The sequence below is a fragment of the Streptomyces sp. NPDC048288 genome, assembly GCF_043201555.1.
Lineage (GTDB): Bacteria > Actinomycetota > Actinomycetes > Streptomycetales > Streptomycetaceae > Streptomyces.
On sequence record NZ_JBICZD010000023.1, the window covers coordinates 1 to 21,389 of the forward strand.

Below are 21,389 nucleotides of genomic sequence, written 5' to 3' on the forward strand. Positions count from 1 at the left end.
GCGCCTTGGTGACGTTCGCCTGAGCCTCGGCCAGGGCTCGCTGCCGGTCGGCGACCTGCTGGTCGGTGTCCGCGACTTTCTGCTTCGCGTCCACCACAGCCTTGGCGCCCTCAACGCCCGCCTTGTTCGCGGACGCCGTGTCCTTCTCCAGGCGCTGGGTGGCCAGCTGCTGCTCGCTGAGGGACTGGACGGCCTGGTCCTTGGCGAGTTCGGCCTGCTGGATCTGCAGTTGGGTGGCGGAGGGGTCGGAGCGGACCCGGGCCAGGTCCTCCTCGGCCTGCTGCACGGCGAGCGTCGCGGCCTGCTCGGACAGCCGGGAGTCCGCCAGGCTGTTGTTCATGTCCTGCAGGTCCCGGGTGGCCTGCCGACGCGCCGCGGTCAGGTCGAGTTGGGCCTGCTTCGCGTCGCGCTGGGCGGCGGTCAGGTCCCGTTCGGATGCGGCGACCTGCTGCTGGGCCTGCTTGACCCGCTCGGCGGCCTGGACCTGGGCGTCCGTGAGGGACTGCTGGGCCTTGGCGAGGGAGCGCTGCGCGTTCTCGACCTGCCGGGTCGCGGAGGCCGCCTTGGTGGCTTCGCTGGCCGCGGGCTGGAACGCTGCCTTGATGGCGTCGCTCACCCCGGACGTGCCGACCTTGATGGCGGCGAACGCAGTCCCCAGCAGCGCCACGGCGGGCGCGGCGGTCGCGGCGAGCGGGCCCATCTGGGCGATCGCCGACGCGAGGGAAGCGACCGACGGGAACGCGGCGATCGCCGCGGCCGCGAGCCTGGCGATCCGGGAGGAGAAGACGCCGAGCCCGGAACCGCCACCACCGTCGCCACCCAGACCGTTCAACCCTGCGGCGAGCGCGGCCAGGCCGATGGAGCGGACCCGAACGTTGACCGTGCGATCGCGGGTGAGGAACCGCAGCGAGTTCGCGGCGCCTTCCGTGTCCGCGCGAGCCTGGATCGTCATCTGCCGGCGGCGGGTCAGGTTCGCGATCGAGTCGGCAGCGACGCGGGTATCGACGTCGGTTCCGATCCGGATGGTGCGCCGCTGGATCAGGTTCTTGATCTCGTTGGCTGCGACGCGGGTATCGACGGTCGCCCGGATGTTGACGACCCGGTCCGCGGTCAGCTTGTCGAGTTTCGCCTTGGCCCGGTTGTAGGCGGCCTCGTTGATGGTGGGCAGGATGTTGATGTTCCGCTGCCCCGTCAGCGCGTTGATCTGGCCGCGGGCCTTGCTGTCGTCCAGGACGACGGTGACCTTGACCCGGCGGTCCTGCGTGAGCCGGGCCAGGCTCGCAGTGGCGGCCTTGTCGTCGAGTTCGACCGTGACCTTGAGGGTGCGGTCCTCGGTGAGTTTCCGCAGCTGGGTGGTGACGGCCTTGTCGTCGAGGGTCGGCTTGATCCGTACCCCGATCGGCTTCGCGAGTTTCTTGCTGATCGCGTTCCGGATCAGGTCCCCGGCCAGATCACCGGCGGTCTTGGCGGGGTCCCGGATCGCGGAGGGCAGCTCGGTGCGCAGCCGGTCGCCGAACTGGCTCATGTCCGGGATCAGCGATACCCGTGTCGAGCCGACCAGCGTTGCGTCCGACATGCTGCCCTCCCTCCCCTACTGCGGCTGTTCCTGCTGCTGCCTGACTTGCTCGAGTTCGCGGATCCTGGCCATCCACTGGTCGATCTCCGCCTGCTGCGCCGCCTGGTTGACCGGCCCCTGCTGGGGGGCGAGGCGGTCCAGGACGGCCCGGTTGCGGGCGTTGCGGGCCTCGGTGAGTTGGTCGCGTTCCTCGTCCGCGGCGAGCTTCGGCGGCTCCACCGGGCTCATGGCGGGGGGTTCGCCCTTCAGGTGGGCCTTCCACTGGATCTGGGCCAGCAGCTGCAGCAGGTTCACCGTGGTGGCCTGCATGTAGCTGACCTGGTTCCAGCGGCGCCCCTCCCGGTCACCGGAGGCCGCGGCCTTGGTGGCGGAGTCCTCGGGGAGGGCGACGACCAGGTCCCGTAGTTCGGACCAGGTCATCGTTCCCTCACCCCAGGACATGGCCCAGAACTCCTCTAGGCGGCGGCCGGGGTAGTAGCGCTGGAGGTCGGCCCGGACGGCTCCCGCGTGCTCTCGGAGGAGGTGGAGGAGCCAGAGTCTTCCCCCGGCTCGCTCCCGGCCTCCTTCTGCAGCTCCTCGAGGAGTTCGACCAGTTCACCGACGGTCAGCTTGGCGACCTTGACGAGGTCGTCGAACGCGCCGGCCGGGGTGGCGATCTGCCGCAGTACGTGGATGTTCTGGTCGCCTTCGGCTTCCTCGACGCTCTCGACGATCTCCAGGGGCCAGTAGTCCCGGGTCAGGAACGAGCACACCCGCTCTTCGGGGACGACACCCTCGGGCTGGTCTCCGGCGAGGGGGATCTCGAAGACGACGTCGACGTACTTGATGCCAGCGGCCTGGGCGCGCTGGGCGCGCATCTGCTGCAGGCGGATGACCTTGCGGTTGGGCTTGGACACGGCGGGTTTTCCTCTTCTTGGGCAGGGGCCGGGCGGGGGTCTTGCAAAGGGGGTGGTGGCCCGCTCGTGCCGCCCCCGCCCAAGGGATGTGAGCGCGAGCGGGCCACCAGTTCAGGGGGGTCAGGTCAGGGAGACGTTGGTGAGGAACCGCTGGACGGCCTGGCCGCCGGACGGGGCGGCGAGCGGCTTGAAGGTGAGCTCGAAGCTGCTGGCGTCGTCCGCGCTGCGCTTGCGGTTGCCGCGGTCGGACACGTCGACGCGGGCGATCATGATGCGTTCGATCTCGTCGCCCTCGATGATGTCGATGCCGAGCGCCCGCTCGATCCCCGGGGAGGCCTGGCCGGTACCGAAGGACAGGAACTGGGGGACGGCCGGCGGGCCGACGGCGGCGGCGGTGCTGGTCATGTCGTCGGCCTCGACCGCGTAGTACAGCTGGAGGAGGTCCGCGGTGGTCTCCAGGAACGTGATCTTGAAGGATCCGTCGCGGGACTTCACCCGGGTCTTCACCGGGGCCTCCTCACCCCACGCCATGACCTCGGTGCGGTCCTCGCCCAGGGCCTCCTCGAGACCGTCCGGGTGCATGTACCCGAGGTCGACCCAGCCCGTGCCCCACGCGGCGACCGGCGTGGTGGGCATGGTCGTGCCGACGGGGGCGACGTAGCACTTGCCCTTTACGCCGATCTTGATGTTGTCTGCGTTGCCCACGACGGGCCTCCTAGCTCTGGGTTCGGGGTGGGCGCACGCTCATCCCCAGGGTCATGCCGACCCGGCGGACACCCGTGTTGGGTTCCTCCGGGCGGTCCTGCGGTCCGGTCTCCTCCGAGGTGCCGACGACGATCCCGTCGGCGGTGGACTGGCCAGCCAGCAACTCCCACTCCGCGCGCACCCGGAGCGCGAGCCGCGTGGCCGCACCGAGAGCGGGCTTGGCGGGGGCGTAGCAGTCGACTGAGAACCGGGGCTGGTCGATCGCGCTGCTGTCCGCCCAGCCGCGCAGGCCTGCGGGGCCGCCGATCCGCAGGATGCGGACGATCCCGCCACGCTCGGCCAGCATCTGGTCGAACTCCTCGCCCTCGGGGAGTTCACCCACCACGTACGCGGACGTGCCGAGGGCGGCCTGCAGGAGGTCGATACCGACCTGCTTGCCGTCGGGGAGCTGGACTGGCGTGGTCACGGGTCAGGCCTTCGTACGGGATGTCTTGGCCGGGCCGGTGGACGCCTCGGTGGACGGGGTGGTGTCGTCCGGCTTGCTGCTGGGGGTCTCCTGCTCGGCGGGCGTCTCGTCCTCGACGGGGACGGCGAAACCGCGCCAGGTGTGCAGGGTGTCCCGGCGGACCTCGACGATGTCCCCGGGCTTCTTCGTCCCGTGCCAGAACGTGAGCCTGAGCTTGACCAGCTCGGCGCCGTCAGCCATGGCGGTACTCCTTCATCAGTGGTCGCCCCCAGCTGCGTCGAGAGCGGTCGAAAGGGTGTAGTGGGGCGGGTGGATGGCCCGGCCGGTGCGGTCGGTCTGCCGGGTGCCGTGCTCCACGTAGATCGCGTACGGCACGTTGGCTTCCACGGAGACCTCGCCGTCCGGGCCCGGCTCGGGGACACGGTGGATGGACGCCTTGTACCGGCCGGTGTCCACCGGGGCGGTCGCCTGGGCGACCTGCACGACGCGGTCCATGCGCTGCTCGAGGTCGTCCTGCACCACCCGTGTGTGCGGCAGGTTGTGGATGGCGTCCTCGTCCAACTCGACCGTGATGCTGACCTCGGTGCCGCTCATCCGCCCTTCACCTCCAGCAGGTTCACGGCCTGCCCGGACAGCGGGCCGGCGCCTTCGGCGTGCGCGGGCGCCCCGTCGACCTCCCACGTCCGGCCGTCCCACTGCACGCGCATGCTGGTGGTGATCTCGATGGCGCGGCGGGGCATGAGGAGGACCGCGCGGGTGGTGGTCTGGTCTCCGGCCTGCCTGCTGCGGGAGTTGGAGGTGTAGTCGATGGTGCAGCCCGGCACCGGGGTGGATGTCGGGTGGTCCCAGTCGCGGACGGTGGTGTTGTAGTCGCCGGCCACGAGAGCGGCTTCGAGGACGGTGACCGTCTGGCGTCCGATCGGCCCGGGCATCAGCCCACCACCAGAGGCCACATGGTCAGCAGCCCGGAGTTCCGGAGGACGGTGACGGCCTGCGGGGCGATCCTGGGTGCGGCGCCGGCGCCTTCGCCGACGGTGCGACGGGTGAACGACCTCGAACCCGCGCTCATGGACTGGAGGTCGTTGTTCGCGCCGGTCTCGTCGTCGCGGTCCATCATCCAGTGGACCTGCCGGACACACGCTTTGCGCAGGACTTCCTGCACGTCGGCGTCGGTGGGGTCGTACATGGCGCCGATCAGCGCGCCGTCGAGCGCGTCGGAGGCCTGCTCGAGCAGGCGCAGCGCGTTCGCCGGGGCAGGCTCGGGGGCGAGCCATTCCTCGAGGTCGCTGATCGTCGCGTACGCCATGGCCCCTACTCCCCTGCCTCGGCGTCGTCGAGGACCTGGACGTAGTCCTGGCAGTCGGCCTTGGTGGCGGTCTCGGCCTGCTCCGGGTCCATGCCGCGGGTGGCCGCGTAGGCGCGCCAGTCGGCGACCGGGGCGTTCTTGGCCGGCCGCTCGAGATTCTCGCCGTCGGCGGGCAGTTCGTCCTGGGCGCTGTCGCCGAGGTCCTCCTGCGCGGCCACCCACTCACAGAGCTGGGTGAGCGACAGGGTGGACGCCTGGGTGGCGTTCAGGCCGAGCGCGACCGCGTAGGTCGCCCACTCCCCTGCTGACGCGTCCTCGCCCGGCTTCTCCCCGGGGCTACGCCGGTGCGTGCCGACCCGGTTGACGGTGTCCGCCTCGGAACCGTGCTGCACGACCAGGGACTTGTCCCCGGCCTCCACGTCGGCCGGCTCGCCGTCCGCCGGGTGCAGCTGCCCGGAGGCGACCTGCTTGGCCATCTGCGGGGAGAGCGGGTCGTCCAGGGTGAGCCGCAGCCCACCCGTGCCGATGTACTCGCGGGAGGCCACGTCAGTTCCAGGCCTTCGGCATCCGCAGCACGGTGATGCTGCCGGTGAAGCCGGCGTCGAAGTCGACGTACAGCTTCGAGCCGTCCTGCTGGAACCGGGCGCTCGTGAACGGGCCGATGAACTCCAGGCCGGTGGTCGCGGCCACCGAGACCGCCAGGTCGCCCTGGCCGGCCATCCAGGCCTGGGTGCCGGAACCGGCGCGGACGGTGACGTTGTGCGCGGCGGAGTGGGTGTTGGCGACCCGCAGGATCGTGTGCTCCGGGTCGACGACGTCGATCTCGACACCGTTGGTGACGAGGGTCGCGTCGATGGTCGTGCCGGCCGGGCTGGTGAGGTGGCTGTTGGGCACGAGGTTGCTGTAGCTGACGACGGTGCGCGCCATGGTGGGTCCTCCTAGGGGATCAGCGCACGAAGGGTTCGGTGCCCTAGGGGCTTAGGCGGGGTTGATGAACGCGACGGCGATGCCGGTGGGGCGCAGGAGCTTGCCGCCGTAGACGTGCAGGCCGCGGATCGCGTCGGCGATGGTGGACTGCAGGCGCAGGGCCTCGGTCTCGAGGATCTGCTCGGCGTAGGTGATGGCGCCCGGGTAGCCTGCCTGGACGACCTGGGTGTCGCCGGACGGGTTGGGGGTGTTGTTCGACTCGAGGATGTCGAAGCCGGCGGCGCGGCCGACCATGCCGTTGCGGAGGCCTTCCTCGGTGCCGGACTCGTTGACCTTGATGAACCGGGAGTCCTTCAGCAGGGAGCCGGAGAACTCGGGGCTGACGACGACGTAGCGGCCTTCCTTGGGGACGCTGGCGCGGTTGAGCTTGGTGCGCAGCGGGACCAGGACCTTGTCGTAGGCGTCGGTCGCGGTGGTGTAGGTGTCGATCGGGGAGCCGGTGGAGCCGATGACGTTGGCGGAGGCGGCGCCGGTGTAGAGGGAGGCGACGAAGGCGTCGGCCTTGTCGCGGAGGCCGTAGGCGGCGTTCTGGGCCATCTGCGCCATGGGGTTGAGGAGGGCCTGCGCCTTGTCGACGTCGTCGAGCTTGAACGCGAAGGCCTTGGCCTCGGTGATGACGAGGTCGGTGCCCGCGGTCTCGACGTCCTCATAGTTGAGGGTGTCACCGGCGTCGTAGTCGAAGATCGTCGGGTCGCCGATGGTGGTGATGTGCACGCTCTGGCCGTGAGAGCTGATCTCGCCCTCGTAGTTGCGGTTGACGAGCTGCGGCTGGGCGTAGACGAGGCTGTTGCGCAGAGCCATCAGGAGCTGCGCGCTCCAGATCTCCGGCTTGAAGTTGTTGATCGACACGGAGGCTCCTAATGCCTACCGGCCGCCACCCAGGTACGCAGTGAAGCGACCCTCTTCGACGGCCTTTGCGATTTGTTCGGGGGACATCCGCGCCGCGTCCTCCGCGCCCAACTGCTTCTTGCCGCCCGGTGCACCGCCCATCGGGGCCCCGCCCGCGGGGATGGCGGGCTTCGGCTCGGCCGCCGGCTTGGCGACGGCGAGCTTCGGGTTCGCGTCCACCGCGTCCTTGACGGCCTTCTCCACGTCGGCTCCGAAGCTGTCGGAGGCCGGGTCGAGCTTGGCGATCGCGGTGGCGAATCCCCGGGAGTCCAGGAGCGCGTCCGGGTCACCGCCGTGCTTGGCGGCCGACCGGTAGACGGCGAGCTCCACCTGGGTCTGGCGGGCGCGGTCGTCGGACGCCTTGGTCCGGGCCTGCTCCTCGGCCAGCTTGGCGGTGAGCTCTTCGGGGGTGGGCGGCTTCTCCTCGCCGGTGTCGAGGCCGAACGCGGCGGCGACCTTCTTCATGAAGGCGGCCTGGTCGTCCTGGGCCTTCTTCTCAGCGTCGGTCCGCTTCTGCTTCTCGTCGGCGACCTCGGTGCGGAGGTTTTCGACGAGCTTCTGGAAGCGGGCGGGGTCGAAGTCGCCGTCGAACTTCGGGGCCTTGCCCGAGGGTTCGGTGGTCGGCTCCGTGGCCGGGGCGGCGGCGGGAGACGCGGGTGTGGCGGGCTGCGCGGGGGGCGTTGCGGGTGCGGCCGGCTCTGGCGGAGTCGGGGCGTTGCCTTCGGGCTGCTGCGGGGCGGCCGGCTGGGTGCCGGGGTCTGCGGGCGTGCTCGACGGCTGGGCGGGGGTCGACATCAGAGCCTCCTTGGGCTGCCTGGACGTGGTTGATCGCGGTGCCTTGCCCGCGCACGTCTGGCATGGATGCTAACCCAAACCCTGGCACTATGCTGCACAATCAAAGGTCAGAACGCAAGCTAGCCTTTGAATCCAAGGAAGAGAGGGGGGTTGTAGTGACCGAGACGTCGAAGAACATCGCCGACCTGGCCCAGCGTCAGCCCGCCCAACTCCGCGCCCTCGAACACCGCCACGCCGCGATCGCGGCCCGCCCACTGGCCAAGGCCCTCACCGACGCCGAGACCGACGCCACCCACCGCTGGATGCTGGTGACCACGCCCACGCAGGCCATCCCGTCCGCGGCCAACCTCCAGGCGCTCATCGAGCACATCCGCAAGAGCCTCCAGGCCGCCTTCTACGGGCAAGGCGCGTACGCCATGCGCGAGGCACAGCGCGCCGCCTACACCGCAGCCGCCCTGGGTATCCAGCACGCCTCCAGGATCACCGCACTTCTGCGCGGCGTTCCCTCCCCTGCCAACGTGCCCGTGGAGACCGGGCCGGTCGCCGACCGTGCCGCCGGGAACATCGCGGCCGCCGTGCAGGAGGAGCACTCCCACGCCCTGGCCCTGCTCACCACAGCCGGGCTGACCGCGTACGGAATCGCCGGGGTGAAGGCCGTGTTCTCCAGAGCACGGCGCGCGGTCACCCGCATCACCGCAGGGGTCGCCGTCGCCATCACGTCGGCGGCCGCCAACGCCGCCCTCACGCTCGCCCGCTACCTCGGCCCCGGGGTGCGGCTGCTGTGGGTCGCCGAGCCCGGCGCCTGCCCGGCGTGCGCGGCGTACGCGGGCCGCTCCATCCGCCCGGGCGGCCACTTCCCCGGCGGCTTGTCCCTGGACCCGGCCCGGACCGTGTTCCTCACGTCGATCCCGGGCCCGCCACGGCATCCGCACTGCAGGTGCAGTGTGATCGTCTGGCACCCCAACTGGCGTACCCGCGGCACCGCGCTGCCGGTGCTGCTGCAGCAGTTGGCCCGTGCCGGCCACCGCCCTACTGTCCCCGCCCAAAGGACTGCATGACCATGCCTAGCGGAACCATCAGCGCGGACCGCTTCGACGAGTTCCGCGCTCTCCATGCTCTCGGCTTGGGCCGAAACGCCATCGCACGCGAGATGGACATCGCTCAGGCCTGCGCTTCCCGTACTGCCGCATACCTGGGACTGACCTTCGACCGGACACAGATCCAGGCCGCCACGGAAGCACGTCTGGCTGATCTCGCGGAGCGGCGTAGCCAGTTGGCCACGGATCTGATCGAGGACGCCGAGCGGCTCCGTGAGCAGATGTGGGAGCCAGCGATCATCTACAGCTTCGGTGGCAAGGACAACACGTACGCCGAGGAGCCCGTCTCGGAGCCGCCGGCCGCGGACAAGCGGGCGTTGATGTCGACCGCGGGTATGGCTATCGACCGGTCGCTGAAGCTGGTGCCTGCGCAGGGCGAGGCCGGTACGGACAACGCGGTGTCGATGCTCGACAACCTCGCTGCTGGGATCGCTGCCCTGGCCGCGCAGAACAGGCAGCAGGCTGCGGACGACGCCGGCTCGGCGGAGTAGCGGTGCTCGCGGCCCCCGCTCTGGGCATGTCGCCGAAGCAGATCGACTTCGTCGCACACAGCACCGCCCGCATCAACATCGCTTCGGGGTCGATCCGAGCGGGGAAGACCATCTCCACGCTGCTGCGGTGGCTGATCTACGTGGCTTCAGCACCGAAGGGCGGGGAACTCGCGGTCATCGCGAAGACCACGAACACCGCGGCATCGAACGTGTTCATCCCGCTGCAGGACCCGAACCTGTTCGGGGCGCTGGCGCAGCACGTGCACTACACGCGTGGCGCTCCGACGGCAACGATCCTGGGCCGCCCGGTCCGCGTGATCGGTGCGAACGACGTCCGGGCCGAGGAGCGGCTCCGCGGTATGACGTGCGCTGGTGCGCTCGTGGACGAGGCCACGCTCGTACCGCAGGAGTTCTGGACGCAGCTTCTGGGCCGTATGTCGGTGCCGGGGGCGAAGCTGTTTGCGTCGACGAATCCGGGCTCGCCGGCGCACTGGCTGAAGCGGGACTTCATCGACCGCCGCGACGAACTCGGTATCCGCTACTGGCATTACACGCTGGACGACAACCCGTCCCTGGCCACGGACTATGTCGAAGCGATCAAGGCCGAGTTCGTGGGCCTCTGGTATCGGCGGTTCGTCCTCGGTGAGTGGATCGCTGCCGAGGGCGCGGTCTTCGACATGTGGGACGACGCACGCCACATCACCAGCACGCTGCCGGAGATCGCCAGGTGGATCGGCGTGGGCGTCGACTACGGGCAGACCAACCCGTTCCATGCCACGCTCCTGGGCCTGGGCCGGGACCGGAAGCTGTACATCGCTTCGGAGTGGCGGTATGACGGCCGGCAGCAGCGCCGTCAGCTCACGGACCTGGAGTACTCGGAGCGGGTGCGGCACTGGCTCGCGGACGTTCCCGGGATCGGCCCGGTGCGCCCCCAGTTCGTCACCGTCGACCCGTCCGCCGCGTCGTTCTCGGCTCAGTTGCGTCGGGACAAGCTGACGCCGACGCCGGCGAACAACGCGGTGCTGGACGGGATCCGCACCATGTCCAGCCTGCTCTCGGCGGGGAAGCTCCTCGTCCACTCCTCGTGCAAGGGCCTGATCGCGGAGATGCCGGGCTACGCCTGGGACGACAAGGCCGCGGAGAAGGGCGAGGACAAGCCCATCAAGGTTGCCGATCACGGGATCGACTCCACCCGCTACGTCACGTACACCACTCGAGCGTTGTGGCAGCGCCAGCTGGCCATGGCCGCCTAGGAAGGAACCACGTTATGCCGCTGCCGCCGTCCGGGAAGACCGTGTGGCCGCCCGTTCAGTTCCATGAGCCGTTCGCCGACATGGATGTGTGGCGGGCCTGGTACTCGGGTGACACGAACCATCTGGCGCTCGTGTACGGGGGGCCGGGTTCGTACTCGCAGAACCCGCGCGCCCGGGAGTTCTTCGACCTGAACAAGCCGTCGCAGTTCCGGGGCGGTCTGGTGGGGAGTCTGGCGCGCATGTTCTGGGGGGAGCCGGTTACTCCGGGGCAGCCGCAGTCGAAGCTGCACGTGCCGCTCGCCGGCGACATCGCGGAGTTGTCGGCGAACCTGCTGTGGGCGGACGTTCCGTCGGTCACCGTGGACACGGACTCCGCGAAGGACACGGAGGTGGCGAAGTCGACGACGGATCAGATCAAGCGGTACCTGGACGACCGTGGGCACGCGACGATGCGGGAGGGCACGGAGAAGGCGTCCGCGCTGTCCGGGGTGTATGTGCGGGTGGTGTGGGACAAGACGCTGCGGCCGCGCCCGTGGTGGGACGTGCTGGGCCCGGACGCGGTGGTCCCGGAGTGGAAGTGGGGGATCCTGACCGCGGCGACGGTGTGGACCGTGCTGGAGTCGCCGACGGGCGGCTCGGAGGTGTGGCGGCTGCTGGAGCGGCACGAGCCCGGGACGATCGAGTACGGCCTGTACCGGGGGGATGCGGACACCCTGGGCATGTCGATGGGGTTGGCGGACCATCCGGACACCGAGTACCTGGTGGCCCGGGTCGACGCGCAGGGACGGATGGCGACCGACGTGGACCGGCTGCTGGTGCATTACCTGCCGAACATCCGGCCGCAGCGCATGTGGGATCACATCCCGGACGCCGAACCGTTCGGCCGCTCCGACTTCGCGGGGATCGAGCCGCTGATGGGGTCCCTGGATGAGGCGTGGACGTCGTGGATGCGGGATCTCCGCCTGGGGAAGGCGCGGATCATGCTGCCGCAGAGCATGTTGGAGACGGACGGGCCGGGCAAGGGAGGGTTCTTCGACCTGGACCGTGAGGTGTTCGTGCAGCTGAACATGCTGGACGAAGGCTCTGGTGCGTCGTCGATGGCGATGAACCAGTTCGCGATCCGTGTCGACGAGCATGAGCGGACGTGCACGGCGTTGCGGAAGCAGATCCTGTCGTCCGCCGGCTACTCGGCGCAGTCGTTCGGGGACGAGGGCACCGTCGCGGCGACCGCGACGGAGGTGGTGGCGCGGAAGGAGGAGTCGCTGACCACACGCGGCACGAAGATCCTGTACCAGCGGCCGACACTCCTGGATCTGGTGACGACGACGATGTGGGTGGACGTCAAGCACTGCGGCGCGAAGGGCGTCGACCCGACCGCCGAGTTGACCGCCTCGTGGCCGCAGGCCGTACAGCCCGACCCGGAAGCCGTCGGCAGGACCCTGTCGTTCCTGGAGACCGCGGGCGCCATCTCCACGTACATGAAGGTGAAGACGCTGCACCCGGAGTGGGACGAAGACGAGGTGCAGGAGGAGGTGGCGCGGATCCGGGACGACAAGGCGGTGGCAAACCCGCTCCCGGCCGGCGACCCGTTCGGCACCAGCGGCAGCCAGGCGGATCCCGCGGCGACAGCCCCGGAGGACGGCGCGCCCGAGGACCCGGCCGCCGGGCAGGAACCCGGCGACCCGAACGCCCCCCAAGCCCAGGACGGGAAGCAGGGGCAGCAGGCGACGGCCTGAGCGGGAGAATGACGGGCATGACCGTGAACCACAGCACGGACGCCATGCGCTACGCCTACGGTCCGCTGCTCGGCCGGGAGCCGCTGGAGCATGAGCACATCCTGGCCAAGGACCCGATGTGGCTGGGCTGGCGGTGCCAGCTGCTCGGCTGCGGGTTCTTCAAGCCGGCCGCCGAGTTCGACGGCGTGGCGGTCCTGACGGGCGAAGGAGCGGGCGGGGGCTCGTAGGGCTGTCAGCGGCGGCGGACGCCCTTACGCATCGGCAGGCGCCGGTAGCGCGTCACCGGCCCGCCCTTCGTGGCGTGGGCCTTCCGGTGGGCGAACTGGCGCAGTCTCGGCGACGCGAAGAACAGCCTCCACTGGGCCTTGCTCTTGAATCCGGCGTGTTTCCGTCCCGGCATGTGATCACCTCCCCTCCCTCACAGGATGCCCGCCCGTCCCGGGATCGTTCCGGCGGGAGGCCGTTGGGTGCCACGTTTCCGCAGGTCGCACCCGAACCAGCGGGTAACTTAGGAGATGAGCGGCTCTGAGGCGAGAAGCTCCCGCCCGCGCCGCGCGTACCACTCCCCCACCGCCGCCTCCACGGCCTCCCGCACTTCCAGCACGACATCGTCGGCGTACATCTGCTCCCCGTCCTTCACCGGCAGGTTGTCGGGGCTGTGCACGGTGAAGGCGACGTCGACGCCTCGGAGTTCCTTGCTCACGAAGACGCGCCTTCCTTCCAGCCATACGCCTCGGCCAGAGCCCGCACCGTCTCGCACGGGAACGGGACGAGGTACTGGTAGCCGTCCCCACCGTCCTCGCTGCACGTCGGGCACTGGAAGCTGTCGGGGAAGCCGGTACCGTCCTGCCGTGGCTTGTGGACCTCAAGGAGCTTCCGGTCTCCCGCGCACCGACGCAACACCCACGGCTCCCACCACTGCTTCCCCGGGATCCGAGCCAACGTCTCCTTGCCGCCGATCTGCTCGAGGATCCAGCCGTACAGGTCAGGCATCCCGTGCCCCTCTCTGCGGCTCACGCGCGCGAATCGGAAGAGAACCGGTCCCCGACATGGCGGGCCTGGAAGTCGGCGCATTGAGTGCAGTAGTCGCAGGTCTCGGGGCGTCCGCAGCAGCGTTGCTGGGGTGTCTGCGCTGTCTCGTAGGTGGCTTCGAAGATGTCGGGCTTGACGGGGTGGAACTCGCCTTGGATGCCCTTGACGATCCAGTCGCCGTCGCTGGCGCGCATCTCGCCTTCGAGGGTGTGGATGTGGAAGACGTCGTGGGTGCCGTCGGTTGGGTGGGTGTCGGTGCGGAATGTGCCGCCGCCGTTGGTGATGAACTGTGCTACCTGGACGCTGTTGCCGTTGGTGAACTGGATGGCGTCGACCTCGATGGGCTTCTTGCGGTAGCGGGGCATGTGGGTCTCCGGTGGGTGTGGGTCGGCCCCGCCACCGGACGGGGGAAGTCGGTGGCGGGGCCGTGGTGCCTGGGGGTGGGGCGGGGGGACGACCGGGCCCTCAGGCGGGGATGAGTTGATGGTGTCCTACGGGCGGGGGTTTGTCAGAGGCGCTTCCCCTGCGGGCCGGGGCCGAGGGCGACGCGGACGGTCTTGCCTTCCGTGACGCGGTGGATCTTCCGGTTGGCTTCGAGTTTCTTCAGGGTGTTCGCGAAGGTGGAGTCGACGAGACCGGTGGCGGCGTGGAGGGCGGGCCGGTCCGTGTAGGTGATCTCGAAGTCGTCCTCGTCGACGTCGGTGCTGCCGTCGAGATATTCGAGGTGGAGGGGGTCTGCAGCATCACGGAGGGCGGTCAGGACCTTGTCCTCGGCGGTCAGGTCCTTCTGGGCGGGGAGGTTGATGCCGGGGGCGATGACGGGGCCGTCGTGGTCTTCGTCGCCTGATCCCTTCTCCTCGAAGCCGGGGATGGGGGTGTTGGCGATCTCTTCCAGGGTGCTGTCGTCCCAGTCGGGGAAGTCTTCGGGGACGGCGATGTGGTCGTGCTGGATGTGGGGGGTGGCGTCTTCGAGGGTGTCGATGCGCATCATGCCGGGGCGTCCTCCGCCGGTGGCGAGGTAGCCGAGTCCGAAGGTGCGGGTGGGGTCGTCTTCGGGGAGGTCGGGGTCGTAGATGAGGGACTGTTCGCCGTGCGGCCAGACGGCGGGGATCATGCCGGGGTCGATGCCTTCGAATCCGGGGGGCAGGTCGCTGAGGTTGGCCTGGTCGGAGTCGGTGCGCAGGATGATCCAGGATCCGCCCTTGATGAGGTTGGCGCGGATGGCCTGTTCGCTTCCGAGCTGGTCGAGGTTGATGACCTGGTTGATGATGACCCAGGGCATGCCCATGGAGCGGCCGAGGGTGGCGCCGGCCTTGACGATGGCGACGGCTTCCTTGCGGTTGGGCATGTTGGGGGCGAGGAGTTGGCCGGCTTCGTCGAGGATGGTGGGGCACCAGGGGCGCATCTTGGATGCTTGGAAGTTCTTGAGTTCGAGGCGGGCGGATTCGGCGATGCGCCATTGGAGGATGGCGTAGGAGATGCGGAGGGTGCCCAGGGCTCCGTGTTGGGTGAGTCCGGAGTGGGCGGCCATTTTGGTGATGGCGGGGTTGGATGATCCTTTGGGGTCGGCGTAGAGGATCGCGGCGCCGTTGGCGTGGTAGCCGAGGGAGACGACTTGGGTGGCTCCGCCCTTCCCGGATCCGGTGGTGCCGGCGATGACGACGTGTTGGCCGCCGATTTGCGGGTCGAATGCGGGGAGCATGGCGGGGTGTCCGGAGATGATCCGGCCGATGGGGAACCGTCCTCCCTTGGTCATCTTCAGGGAGTCGAGGCCTTGGAAGTCGTGTCCCTTCTTGAGGGGGTTGGTGTCCATGACGCGGATGACGGCTTTGCGGACGTCGTTGGGGTTGGGTTCGTAGGAGATCAGGGCGGGGGATTTACGGAGGTCTCCGGCGAGGTCGGTGAGGTCGGGGGCGCGGAGGGCGCCGCGCATGTCGTCGTCGGCGACGACCCAGGCGGCTTGTCCTCCGGTGTTGGGGTCGTCGGTGACGTGTTCGAGGTGGGTTTTCGGCAGGGTGCCGCCGGGGCAGGCGACGCGTCGTTTCCAGGCGCCTTCGAGGGTGTTGGGGTCGAGTTCGGCGGGCGGCTGGTGGTTGACGGTGAGGCGGGCTTCGCCGGAGTGGTCGCCGTGGCTGAGGGTGATCCAGGCGGGGTTGCGGCGGTAGACGGAGGAGACGGTTTCCTTGGTGACGGTGACGGCGTTCCCGGCGGGGGCGATGATGCGGCCGGTCCAGCGGTCGGTGTAGACGACGACGTCGGTGAGGACTTGTCCCTTGTGGATGCCGGTGTCGGGGTTGCTGATGTGGCGGTGCCAGTCGGCGAGGATTTCGTCGGCGACGGTGACGGGCCCCAACGTGTGGTTGATCGCGGTGAGGGTTTCGGTGCTGGTGGTGGGGTGGGTGTGGTGGCGGCCGAAGATGCGGCGGAGTTTGAGGGGGATGAGGGCGACGGCGGCGCACCAGCCGAGGGAGAGGATGCCGGGGATGGGCTGGTGGGCGATGTCGAGCCAGCCGGCCATGAGGGCTTCGGCGGCTTGGGGGCCGCCGGTGAGGCCGAGGCCGAGGGCCATGCCGGTGGTGACGGTGGAGATGCCGAGGGTGTCGCGGTGGGCGCGGGCGATGTCGATGCCGGGGAGGTCGTTGGCCCAGGTGCCGAGCCGTCCGAGGTAGTTCGCGGCCACGAAGGTGGCGCCGGCCAGGTAGGTGCCTCCGGCGATGGTGGCGGCTGAGGGGTCGAGGAGGGGGGTGATGATGCCGGTGGCGATGGGGAGGAGGGCCTGGGTGATGGCGGCGGCCCGCTCCGCGGTGTCGGTGCGGGGTGCGGTGCGGGTGTTCGTGGACACGGGGTGTGCTCCTTGTCTGGGATGAGGGGTGGCCGGGTGGTGGGCGGTGGTGGGGTGGCGGGTTACTGCTGTTCGAACCAGTCGCGGGAGACGTTCTCGAGGCCGTCGACGGTGGAGCGGTCGAAGGCTTCCTGGAAGTTGCCGTGGGTGGTGCGGGCCTGGTCGGCGACCGTCTTGGCCTGGCGGGCGGTGTCCTGGCCCTTGACGGCGTAGGACAGGATGCCGTCGGAGACGCCCTGGATGACCTTGGACAGTTCGGAGGCGTCGGCGACGGAGTCCTTGTCGACGCTCTGGGCTGCCATCGCGTCGGATTCCTTGCGGGCGGCGGTGGCTTCGTCGTCGATGACCTTCGCTGCTGCCTGGATGTCGGTGGCGTTGCGGGTGACCTTCTTCTCGAGGGCGGCGACCGCGCGCTGGAGTGACTTGTAGGTGAGTTCGGTGGCCACAGGGGGGGCTCCTTGGGGGTGTCAGGCGGCGAGGGCGGTCTCGGTGGGGGTGACGCCGCGGTCGGTGTAGAACTTGAGCTCGGCGGGCTTGGTCTCGTCGCTGTCGACGACGGCCTGGTAGAGGGGCGCGTACCGGGTCTGGATGTTGGACAGGACGGCCTTGGCGAAGTCGTGGGCCTTGACGGCGGTCTTGTTGACTTCGTCGGCTTCCTCGGCCTGGGCCTTGGCGTTGTCGGCGAGCCGGGTGAGGGCGGCGACGAGTTTCTCTCCGCCCTTGACGTTCTTGGCCTGTTCGGCGAGGTTCTGGCATTCGGTGGCCTGGTCGCGGGCCTGCGCGGCGAGGGCGCGGGTGGCGTCGGCGACCTGGGCGAGGCCGGTGATGCGTGCCTCGAGGCGGCCTTCGTACTGCTTGAAGCGGCGGAGCTCGCCGCGGGAGACCTTGTTCTTGAGGAAGCCGTCTCCCAGGGTGATGGTGGTGGCGTCGATGCCCTGGGCTTGGATGGGAGTCGGCGTCTTCATGAGCGGGTCCTCCAGGGGGGCGTTGTCGTCGGTGATGGTGATGGGCTGGCCGTTCACGACCGTCTTGAGCGGGGGCCGGCCGTCGCCACCGGTGTTCTCGGTGCCGCTGGTGGGCTTGGCCGGATCCGTGGGCTTGGTGTTCCTCTCGGCGTCGGCCTTGGCGGTCTTGTGGTCCTCGTGGGCCTTGTCGAGGCGGTCGTGTTCCTTGGCGTTCTCGTCCTTCTTGTCGCGGTAGCCGTCGGCGACGCCGTCCTTGTAGGCCTTGACGTGGTCGACGACGTTGCGGACGCTGCCGCCGTCCTTGTGGCCGATCTCGCGGGACTTCTCCAGCGGGGTCCGGGTATCGGCGGAGGAGGTGCCGGTGTGCTTGCCCGACGCGCCCTGCCCGCCCGGGTGGCCGGCGCCTCCGGTCTTGCCGTCCTTGCCGTGCGCTCCGCTCTTCCCGTCGGCGCCCTGCTTGCCCGTTCCTCCGCTGCTGCCGGAGCCGGGGGCGTGGCCCGGCTTGTCGGTGGAGTGCTTGGGCGCCTTCGTCTTCGAATCGCGGCTGCCGTCCGTGTGCTTGCCGGAAGTACGGGACCCGTCGGCGCCCGCGGCCCCGGACGATCCCTTGCCGCCCTGACCGTGCTGGCCGCGGCCGCCCGACTGCTTCCTGGTGTCCGCTCCGGCAGGGCCGTGGCTTCCCGACCGGCCGCCGGACCCGTCCCGGCCGTGCGTGTTCGACCGGTTCCCGCTGGAATTCACGGGCCCCTTGCCGTGCGAATTGCCGCCCGACTTACTGCCGTTCTGCTTGGTTCCGCTACCGGATCCCATGGAATTCTTCACCAGGGCAGGTCCGGACCTGCTGAATGTGGTGGTGCGGTTTTCCTTGACCTGGTGGGAATTGGCTTTCGCTTTCCTCAGGTCGAGGCGCTTGTTGGCGGTGCCTCCGCCCTTTGCCCAGCGTTGCGCGCCGGCCAGCCACCACGCCTTCCAGATGGATCCCTGGGCTTTCCGCTGCCGTCCGTCGGGGTCGTTGGCGGTGGCCTGGTCGGCGTCCCGGTACGACGCGGAGGACACGCCCGGGGCGGAGCGGTCCAGGACCCCGTCAGCGCCTGCGGGGGTGTCGGTGCCGGTGGTGGGGACGATGTCGAAGGTGGCCCGGGCGGGTTCCACGGCGGACACCATCGACGCGAGGAACCCCTTGGACGGGGTCTGCCCGGTGGCCGCCGTGGTGGCCGGGGTGTTGGGGGGATCCGGTGGTCCGGGGGTTGCTGCGGGGACCGTGTCGGTCGCCATCTACCGCTCCTCGTGTGTGACTGAACGTGATTACTTACTCCCGGCCGTGGCAGTGAAGATCCCTTCCGCGTGATCACAGTGGAAGGCGTCTTCACTGCTCCACAGGGCCGGAAGCAAGGAGTAAGTAACCAGGGGCCGTTACTGTGTGTTAGTTCGCCTGGCGCGGCTGGCGGCCATGACGACGAGCAGACCGCCGCCGCCGGCGATGGCCAGCAGACCGGTGGAGTTGATGCCTACGCCCCCGCTGCCGGTGCTGGTGGAGGAGCCGGCCGCGGCCATGTCCGTGCCGTCGCTGTCGTCGGCGAACTGGCTCTGGCAGTCGGCCACCACGGACTTGTAGGTGACGCCCATCTGCTTGCCGACCAGACCCTTGTCGGCCTCGATGCAGGCGTTGACCGCCTTCTGCCGGGTGGCGTCCGCGGTGGCCTTCTCCTTGCTCTGCGCGACGGTCGCCTTGTTGATTTCCTTCAGCTTCTCCAGTTCCAGCTTCTTCATCTGGATCTCGAGCGCTGCAGTGTCCTTGGCGTCCTTCGCGGCCTGCGCCGCATTGGACTCGTACCAGAAGAATCCGGTACCGGCGACGGCGAGCGCAGCAACCGTGATCGCGATCTTTCCGCGCTTGGTCAGGCCGGGCTTTACCGGCCGCGTGTAATTCCCGTACGGGCTGGCCTGGGGAGCGGTGCTGGGGGCGAATTCGGGGCCGAATTCCTGGTCGAACTGCTCGGGGGTCACTGCTCATTCTCCGTTCTTGCGTGCGGTGCCGGCGGCGTGGGTGATCAGGTTGCTGACGTGCTGGACCGTGCGGTCCTGGTGGTCGTTCCAGGCGAAGAACGGCTGGTGGTAGCCGTGTTCCTGGAGGGTCTGCTGCAGGTAGTCGACGGCCCGGGCCCGCCCGGTCGGGGTGACGTGCCCGGTGCGTTCGAGGAAGGTCTGGGCGCCGCGGATGCACATCCGGCCGGTCGGGCTGAAGTCCAAGCTGCGGCCCCATCCGTAGCGGTCGAGGACCGCCAGGGTCTGGGCGAGGTGGTCGGACGGGATGAGAGGGGTGGGGTTCTGCCACAGGCCGAGGGCTTCCATCTGGTTGCGGAAGCCGGCGGGGATGAGCAGGTGCCAGCGCGACGGCCAGTCCGGTGCCGCGTGGACCGGGCCCGGGCGGGTGGCGGGGTGTGTCCGCGGGCCGAAGGGGGCGCGGCCGGGGGCCGCGGGCGGGGGCGCCGTCCGCAGCCTGGCGGTCGTGTGTCGGAGGCTCACAGGTAGCCTCCGTCGGTGGTGTTGCGCTGCTTGATACGGGACAGGACGGTCCGTACGTATCCGGCGTCCGCTTCGATGCCCTGCTGCGCGAGGCGCTTCACGATTTGCGGCGCTGATGCGGTGGGCTCCGCCGCACGGACGATACGGACCGCTTCAGCCTTCGATACGCCCTGAAGCGAGAGCGTCTCGCCGTCGTGCAGCAGGGGCGCCTCACGGATGATGCGGGGCGTCTCAGCGGGAATGAGTGGCACGCTGATCTGGTGCGCCTCATAGGTGTGATCTGCGGTTTCACCGTCCGCTTCAGTGCGCTGCGGGGCGTCGGGTGCGACGGTCAACTCCAGGGGGCGGCTCCTGTGTAGCTCCCGGGCGCGGTCCTGCCGCATCACTTCGATGTCGAAGTCGGTGGACACTTCCGCCATGAGGAGCTCGGCGCGCATCGTGCGGCGCCGCATCTCTGTGGCGTGCTGCGCCTCTTCGAACGCCAGACCGCGTTCCATTGCGGCGAGGGTGGTCTTCTCCGCGTCGGTCAGTGCGGCGGGGTCCCGCATGTCGGCGAGGGCGAGGGCCCAGACGACCTTCGATCCGACGGGCAGGAACGGTCCGGCGAAGGCCATGGCGAGGTTGCCGTTGGCAATGCCGTGCCAGACGAGGAAGAACCCGACGGCCAGGAGCGCGGTCCATCCGAAGAGGGCGACCGGCCACTTCTTCCCAGCGAGGCGTACGCCGCGGTATTCGGCGTAGATGACGGAGCCCCATACGGCGTCTGCGCATGCGGCAACGGTGATCCCGGCGGGGCCGGCTCCGAGCAGGTCGAACAGGCTCCACGTCGTCCAGATCAGGGAGCCGAAGGACAGGAGGGATGCGAGTTTGGTGAGGGGGGACTTCTTGCGGGCGGTGTTCACTGGTCCTCTTCCTTTCGGGCGATTCGGTTCTGGTCGGCGATGAAGTCGATGAGGGCGCCGTCGTAGGCGAACCACTCGGTGTTGCTGATGCGGAGGTCGGTGAACTGCTTGTGCAGTTCGCGTTCGAGGGACTGGCCTCCGTCGAGGAGCAGGACGACGTTTTCGGCGCGCAGCGCGAGGGTGCGGATTCGGCGCTTCAGGTCGGTGGTGGTGCCGATCTTCAAGCGGTTCCCGTTGCGGATGAAGTAGACGAGCGGCGCGTGCTTGCGCGCGGGGATGGTCCACCCCGTCTGTGCCGGGCTGTCCTGGCTCTGTGGTGTGGCTACGGGGTCGGGGTCGGTCAGTTGGTAGCCGAGGCTGGTAAGGACGGCGCTGAGTCGCTGCCGGCGGAGTTCCTTCTGGCTGGCGTCGTGGATGGCCGAGGCCTGCTCGTCTTCGCGTGCCTGGATGGCGTCGATGACGGCCTGGTCCTCGGCGGGCAGGAACCGGCTTCGCATCCACGCCGACCACGTGACCTTGGAGTAGAGGGCAGCCAGTCCCAGGAGCAACCAGATACCGATCCGGTTGGAGTGAACGGATGCTGCAAGCGACGCGACGAGTAGGACGGTGGCGTGCGCGAGGGAGCTGAGCTTTCGGTAGGTTCGCTGGGCTCGGCGGTCGTAGAAGACTTTCTGTTCTTCTCGCAGGCTTATGGGCCAGAGGATGGCCATGCCTATGGTTAGGGCCCCCAGGCAGGCCGTGGTGAACGGTTCGGAGGACCACATCCTGTGCCAGATGGGCGACTGCACCGTGATTGCGGTGTAGAAGCAGAGGCTGGCCGCCTGCGTGGTCCAGCAGAGACCGAGCAGGATTCGCTCCACGATGCGGGCGGCTTTGCCAGTGGGCCGCGGGATGGCGGTCATGGGGGCTTTGGTGTCCTTTCGGTT

At 69.3% G+C, this 21,389-nt stretch carries 28 protein-coding genes and 1 pseudogene; 5 read left to right on the top strand and 24 right to left on the bottom strand.

What is annotated here, in order from left to right; all coding sequences use genetic code 11:
* The 13 genes and pseudogenes from ACGFZS_RS46695 to ACGFZS_RS46755 form a co-directional block, all read right to left on the bottom strand.
* Nucleotides 1-1,576: pseudogene (locus ACGFZS_RS46695) on the bottom strand (peptidase M23); the annotation flags it as partial.
* Nucleotides 1,577-1,591: 15 nt separating this feature from the next.
* Nucleotides 1,592-2,017, bottom strand: coding sequence for a hypothetical protein (locus tag ACGFZS_RS46700; RefSeq protein WP_393800300.1), 426 nt, complete (start codon nt 2,015-2,017; stop codon nt 1,592-1,594).
* Between the two features lie 14 nt (nt 2,018-2,031).
* Complete coding sequence (locus tag ACGFZS_RS46705) at nt 2,032-2,472, bottom strand: hypothetical protein (RefSeq protein WP_393800301.1); 441 nt, start codon at nt 2,470-2,472, stop codon at nt 2,032-2,034.
* A gap of 120 nt (nt 2,473-2,592) precedes the next feature.
* On the bottom strand, nt 2,593-3,177 hold the full coding sequence (locus tag ACGFZS_RS46710; RefSeq protein ID WP_393800302.1) for a phage tail protein: 585 nt from the start codon (nt 3,175-3,177) through the stop codon (nt 2,593-2,595).
* A 10-nt stretch (nt 3,178-3,187) separates the two neighbouring features.
* Nucleotides 3,188-3,643, bottom strand: coding sequence for a hypothetical protein (locus ACGFZS_RS46715; RefSeq protein ID WP_393800303.1), 456 nt, complete (start codon nt 3,641-3,643; stop codon nt 3,188-3,190).
* A 3-nt stretch (nt 3,644-3,646) separates the two neighbouring features.
* Nucleotides 3,647-3,883, bottom strand: coding sequence for a hypothetical protein (locus tag ACGFZS_RS46720; protein WP_393800304.1), 237 nt, complete (start codon nt 3,881-3,883; stop codon nt 3,647-3,649).
* A gap of 15 nt (nt 3,884-3,898) precedes the next feature.
* The gene (locus ACGFZS_RS46725; protein ID WP_393800305.1) at nt 3,899-4,237 is read right to left on the bottom strand and encodes an HK97 gp10 family phage protein; all 339 of its coding nucleotides are present in this window, start codon (nt 4,235-4,237) and stop codon (nt 3,899-3,901) included.
* Nucleotides 4,234-4,575, bottom strand: coding sequence for a hypothetical protein (locus tag ACGFZS_RS46730; protein ID WP_393800306.1), 342 nt, complete (start codon nt 4,573-4,575; stop codon nt 4,234-4,236). Before ACGFZS_RS46730 ends, ACGFZS_RS46725 begins: the two co-directional genes overlap by 4 nt.
* Nucleotides 4,575-4,949: a hypothetical protein gene (locus ACGFZS_RS46735; RefSeq protein WP_393800307.1), complete on the bottom strand. Its 375-nt coding sequence runs from the start codon at nt 4,947-4,949 to the stop codon at nt 4,575-4,577. Before ACGFZS_RS46735 ends, ACGFZS_RS46730 begins: the two co-directional genes overlap by 1 nt.
* A gap of 5 nt (nt 4,950-4,954) precedes the next feature.
* Nucleotides 4,955-5,494 (bottom strand): hypothetical protein, encoded by a 540-nt coding sequence (locus tag ACGFZS_RS46740; RefSeq protein ID WP_393800308.1) that lies wholly within the window; start codon nt 5,492-5,494, stop codon nt 4,955-4,957.
* 1 nt (nt 5,495) lies between these two features.
* Complete coding sequence (locus ACGFZS_RS46745) at nt 5,496-5,876, bottom strand: hypothetical protein (RefSeq protein ID WP_393800309.1); 381 nt, start codon at nt 5,874-5,876, stop codon at nt 5,496-5,498.
* A gap of 51 nt (nt 5,877-5,927) precedes the next feature.
* Complete coding sequence (locus ACGFZS_RS46750) at nt 5,928-6,785, bottom strand: P22 phage major capsid protein family protein (RefSeq protein WP_393800310.1); 858 nt, start codon at nt 6,783-6,785, stop codon at nt 5,928-5,930.
* A gap of 15 nt (nt 6,786-6,800) precedes the next feature.
* Nucleotides 6,801-7,619, bottom strand: coding sequence for a hypothetical protein (locus ACGFZS_RS46755; protein ID WP_393800311.1), 819 nt, complete (start codon nt 7,617-7,619; stop codon nt 6,801-6,803).
* Nucleotides 7,620-7,774: 155 nt separating this feature from the next.
* On the opposite strand from ACGFZS_RS46755, the gene ACGFZS_RS46760 reads away from it, so the two are divergent.
* Genes ACGFZS_RS46760 through ACGFZS_RS46780 form a run of 5 tightly spaced genes read left to right on the top strand, consistent with a single transcriptional unit; the run spans nt 7,775 to nt 12,423 of the window.
* The gene (locus ACGFZS_RS46760) at nt 7,775-8,677 is read left to right on the top strand and encodes a hypothetical protein (protein WP_393800312.1); all 903 of its coding nucleotides are present in this window, start codon (nt 7,775-7,777) and stop codon (nt 8,675-8,677) included.
* Between the two features lie 2 nt (nt 8,678-8,679).
* The gene (locus ACGFZS_RS46765) at nt 8,680-9,207 is read left to right on the top strand and encodes a hypothetical protein (RefSeq protein WP_393800313.1); all 528 of its coding nucleotides are present in this window, start codon (nt 8,680-8,682) and stop codon (nt 9,205-9,207) included.
* 26 nt (nt 9,208-9,233) lie between these two features.
* Nucleotides 9,234-10,460 (top strand): PBSX family phage terminase large subunit, encoded by a 1,227-nt coding sequence (locus ACGFZS_RS46770; protein WP_393800314.1) that lies wholly within the window; start codon nt 9,234-9,236, stop codon nt 10,458-10,460.
* Between the two features lie 14 nt (nt 10,461-10,474).
* Complete coding sequence (locus tag ACGFZS_RS46775; protein WP_393800315.1) at nt 10,475-12,196, top strand: hypothetical protein; 1,722 nt, start codon at nt 10,475-10,477, stop codon at nt 12,194-12,196.
* A 17-nt stretch (nt 12,197-12,213) separates the two neighbouring features.
* Entirely contained in the window at nt 12,214-12,423 is a 210-nt protein-coding gene (locus ACGFZS_RS46780; RefSeq protein WP_393800316.1) for a hypothetical protein, read from the top strand.
* Nucleotides 12,424-12,428: 5 nt separating this feature from the next.
* Here ACGFZS_RS46780 and ACGFZS_RS46785 read toward each other — a convergent pair whose 3' ends face one another.
* The 11 genes from ACGFZS_RS46785 to ACGFZS_RS46835 all read right to left on the bottom strand — a co-directional run bounded on the left by ACGFZS_RS46785 (nt 12,429) and on the right by ACGFZS_RS46835 (nt 21,365).
* On the bottom strand, nt 12,429-12,596 hold the full coding sequence (locus tag ACGFZS_RS46785; RefSeq protein ID WP_393800317.1) for a hypothetical protein: 168 nt from the start codon (nt 12,594-12,596) through the stop codon (nt 12,429-12,431).
* Between the two features lie 108 nt (nt 12,597-12,704).
* Nucleotides 12,705-12,899, bottom strand: a complete 195-nt coding sequence (locus ACGFZS_RS46790) for a hypothetical protein (RefSeq protein WP_393800318.1) — start codon at nt 12,897-12,899, stop codon at nt 12,705-12,707.
* Nucleotides 12,896-13,189 (bottom strand): hypothetical protein, encoded by a 294-nt coding sequence (locus ACGFZS_RS46795; protein WP_393800319.1) that lies wholly within the window; start codon nt 13,187-13,189, stop codon nt 12,896-12,898. The genes ACGFZS_RS46790 and ACGFZS_RS46795 overlap by 4 nt, the downstream gene beginning before the upstream one ends.
* Nucleotides 13,190-13,209: 20 nt before the next feature.
* Entirely contained in the window at nt 13,210-13,593 is a 384-nt protein-coding gene (locus ACGFZS_RS46800) for a hypothetical protein (protein WP_393800320.1), read from the bottom strand.
* 143 nt (nt 13,594-13,736) lie between these two features.
* Complete coding sequence (locus ACGFZS_RS46805; RefSeq protein WP_393800321.1) at nt 13,737-16,070, bottom strand: type IV secretory system conjugative DNA transfer family protein; 2,334 nt, start codon at nt 16,068-16,070, stop codon at nt 13,737-13,739.
* Between the two features lie 62 nt (nt 16,071-16,132).
* Nucleotides 16,133-16,516 carry a hypothetical protein gene (locus ACGFZS_RS46810; protein WP_393800322.1) on the bottom strand — a complete coding sequence of 128 codons (384 nt, stop codon included), beginning with the start codon at nt 16,514-16,516 and terminating at the stop codon, nt 16,133-16,135.
* A 21-nt stretch (nt 16,517-16,537) separates the two neighbouring features.
* The gene (locus tag ACGFZS_RS46815) at nt 16,538-18,310 is read right to left on the bottom strand and encodes a hypothetical protein (protein ID WP_393800323.1); all 1,773 of its coding nucleotides are present in this window, start codon (nt 18,308-18,310) and stop codon (nt 16,538-16,540) included.
* Between the two features lie 138 nt (nt 18,311-18,448).
* Complete coding sequence (locus tag ACGFZS_RS46820) at nt 18,449-19,042, bottom strand: hypothetical protein (RefSeq protein ID WP_393800324.1); 594 nt, start codon at nt 19,040-19,042, stop codon at nt 18,449-18,451.
* Nucleotides 19,043-19,045: 3 nt separating this feature from the next.
* Nucleotides 19,046-19,561 carry a hypothetical protein gene (locus ACGFZS_RS46825; protein WP_393800325.1) on the bottom strand — a complete coding sequence of 172 codons (516 nt, stop codon included), beginning with the start codon at nt 19,559-19,561 and terminating at the stop codon, nt 19,046-19,048.
* On the bottom strand, nt 19,558-20,463 hold the full coding sequence (locus ACGFZS_RS46830; RefSeq protein ID WP_393800326.1) for a hypothetical protein: 906 nt from the start codon (nt 20,461-20,463) through the stop codon (nt 19,558-19,560). The genes ACGFZS_RS46825 and ACGFZS_RS46830 overlap by 4 nt, the downstream gene beginning before the upstream one ends.
* Nucleotides 20,460-21,365, bottom strand: coding sequence for a GIY-YIG nuclease family protein (locus ACGFZS_RS46835; RefSeq protein WP_393800327.1), 906 nt, complete (start codon nt 21,363-21,365; stop codon nt 20,460-20,462). The genes ACGFZS_RS46830 and ACGFZS_RS46835 overlap by 4 nt, the downstream gene beginning before the upstream one ends.
* Nucleotides 21,366-21,389: the final 24 nt, after the last annotated feature.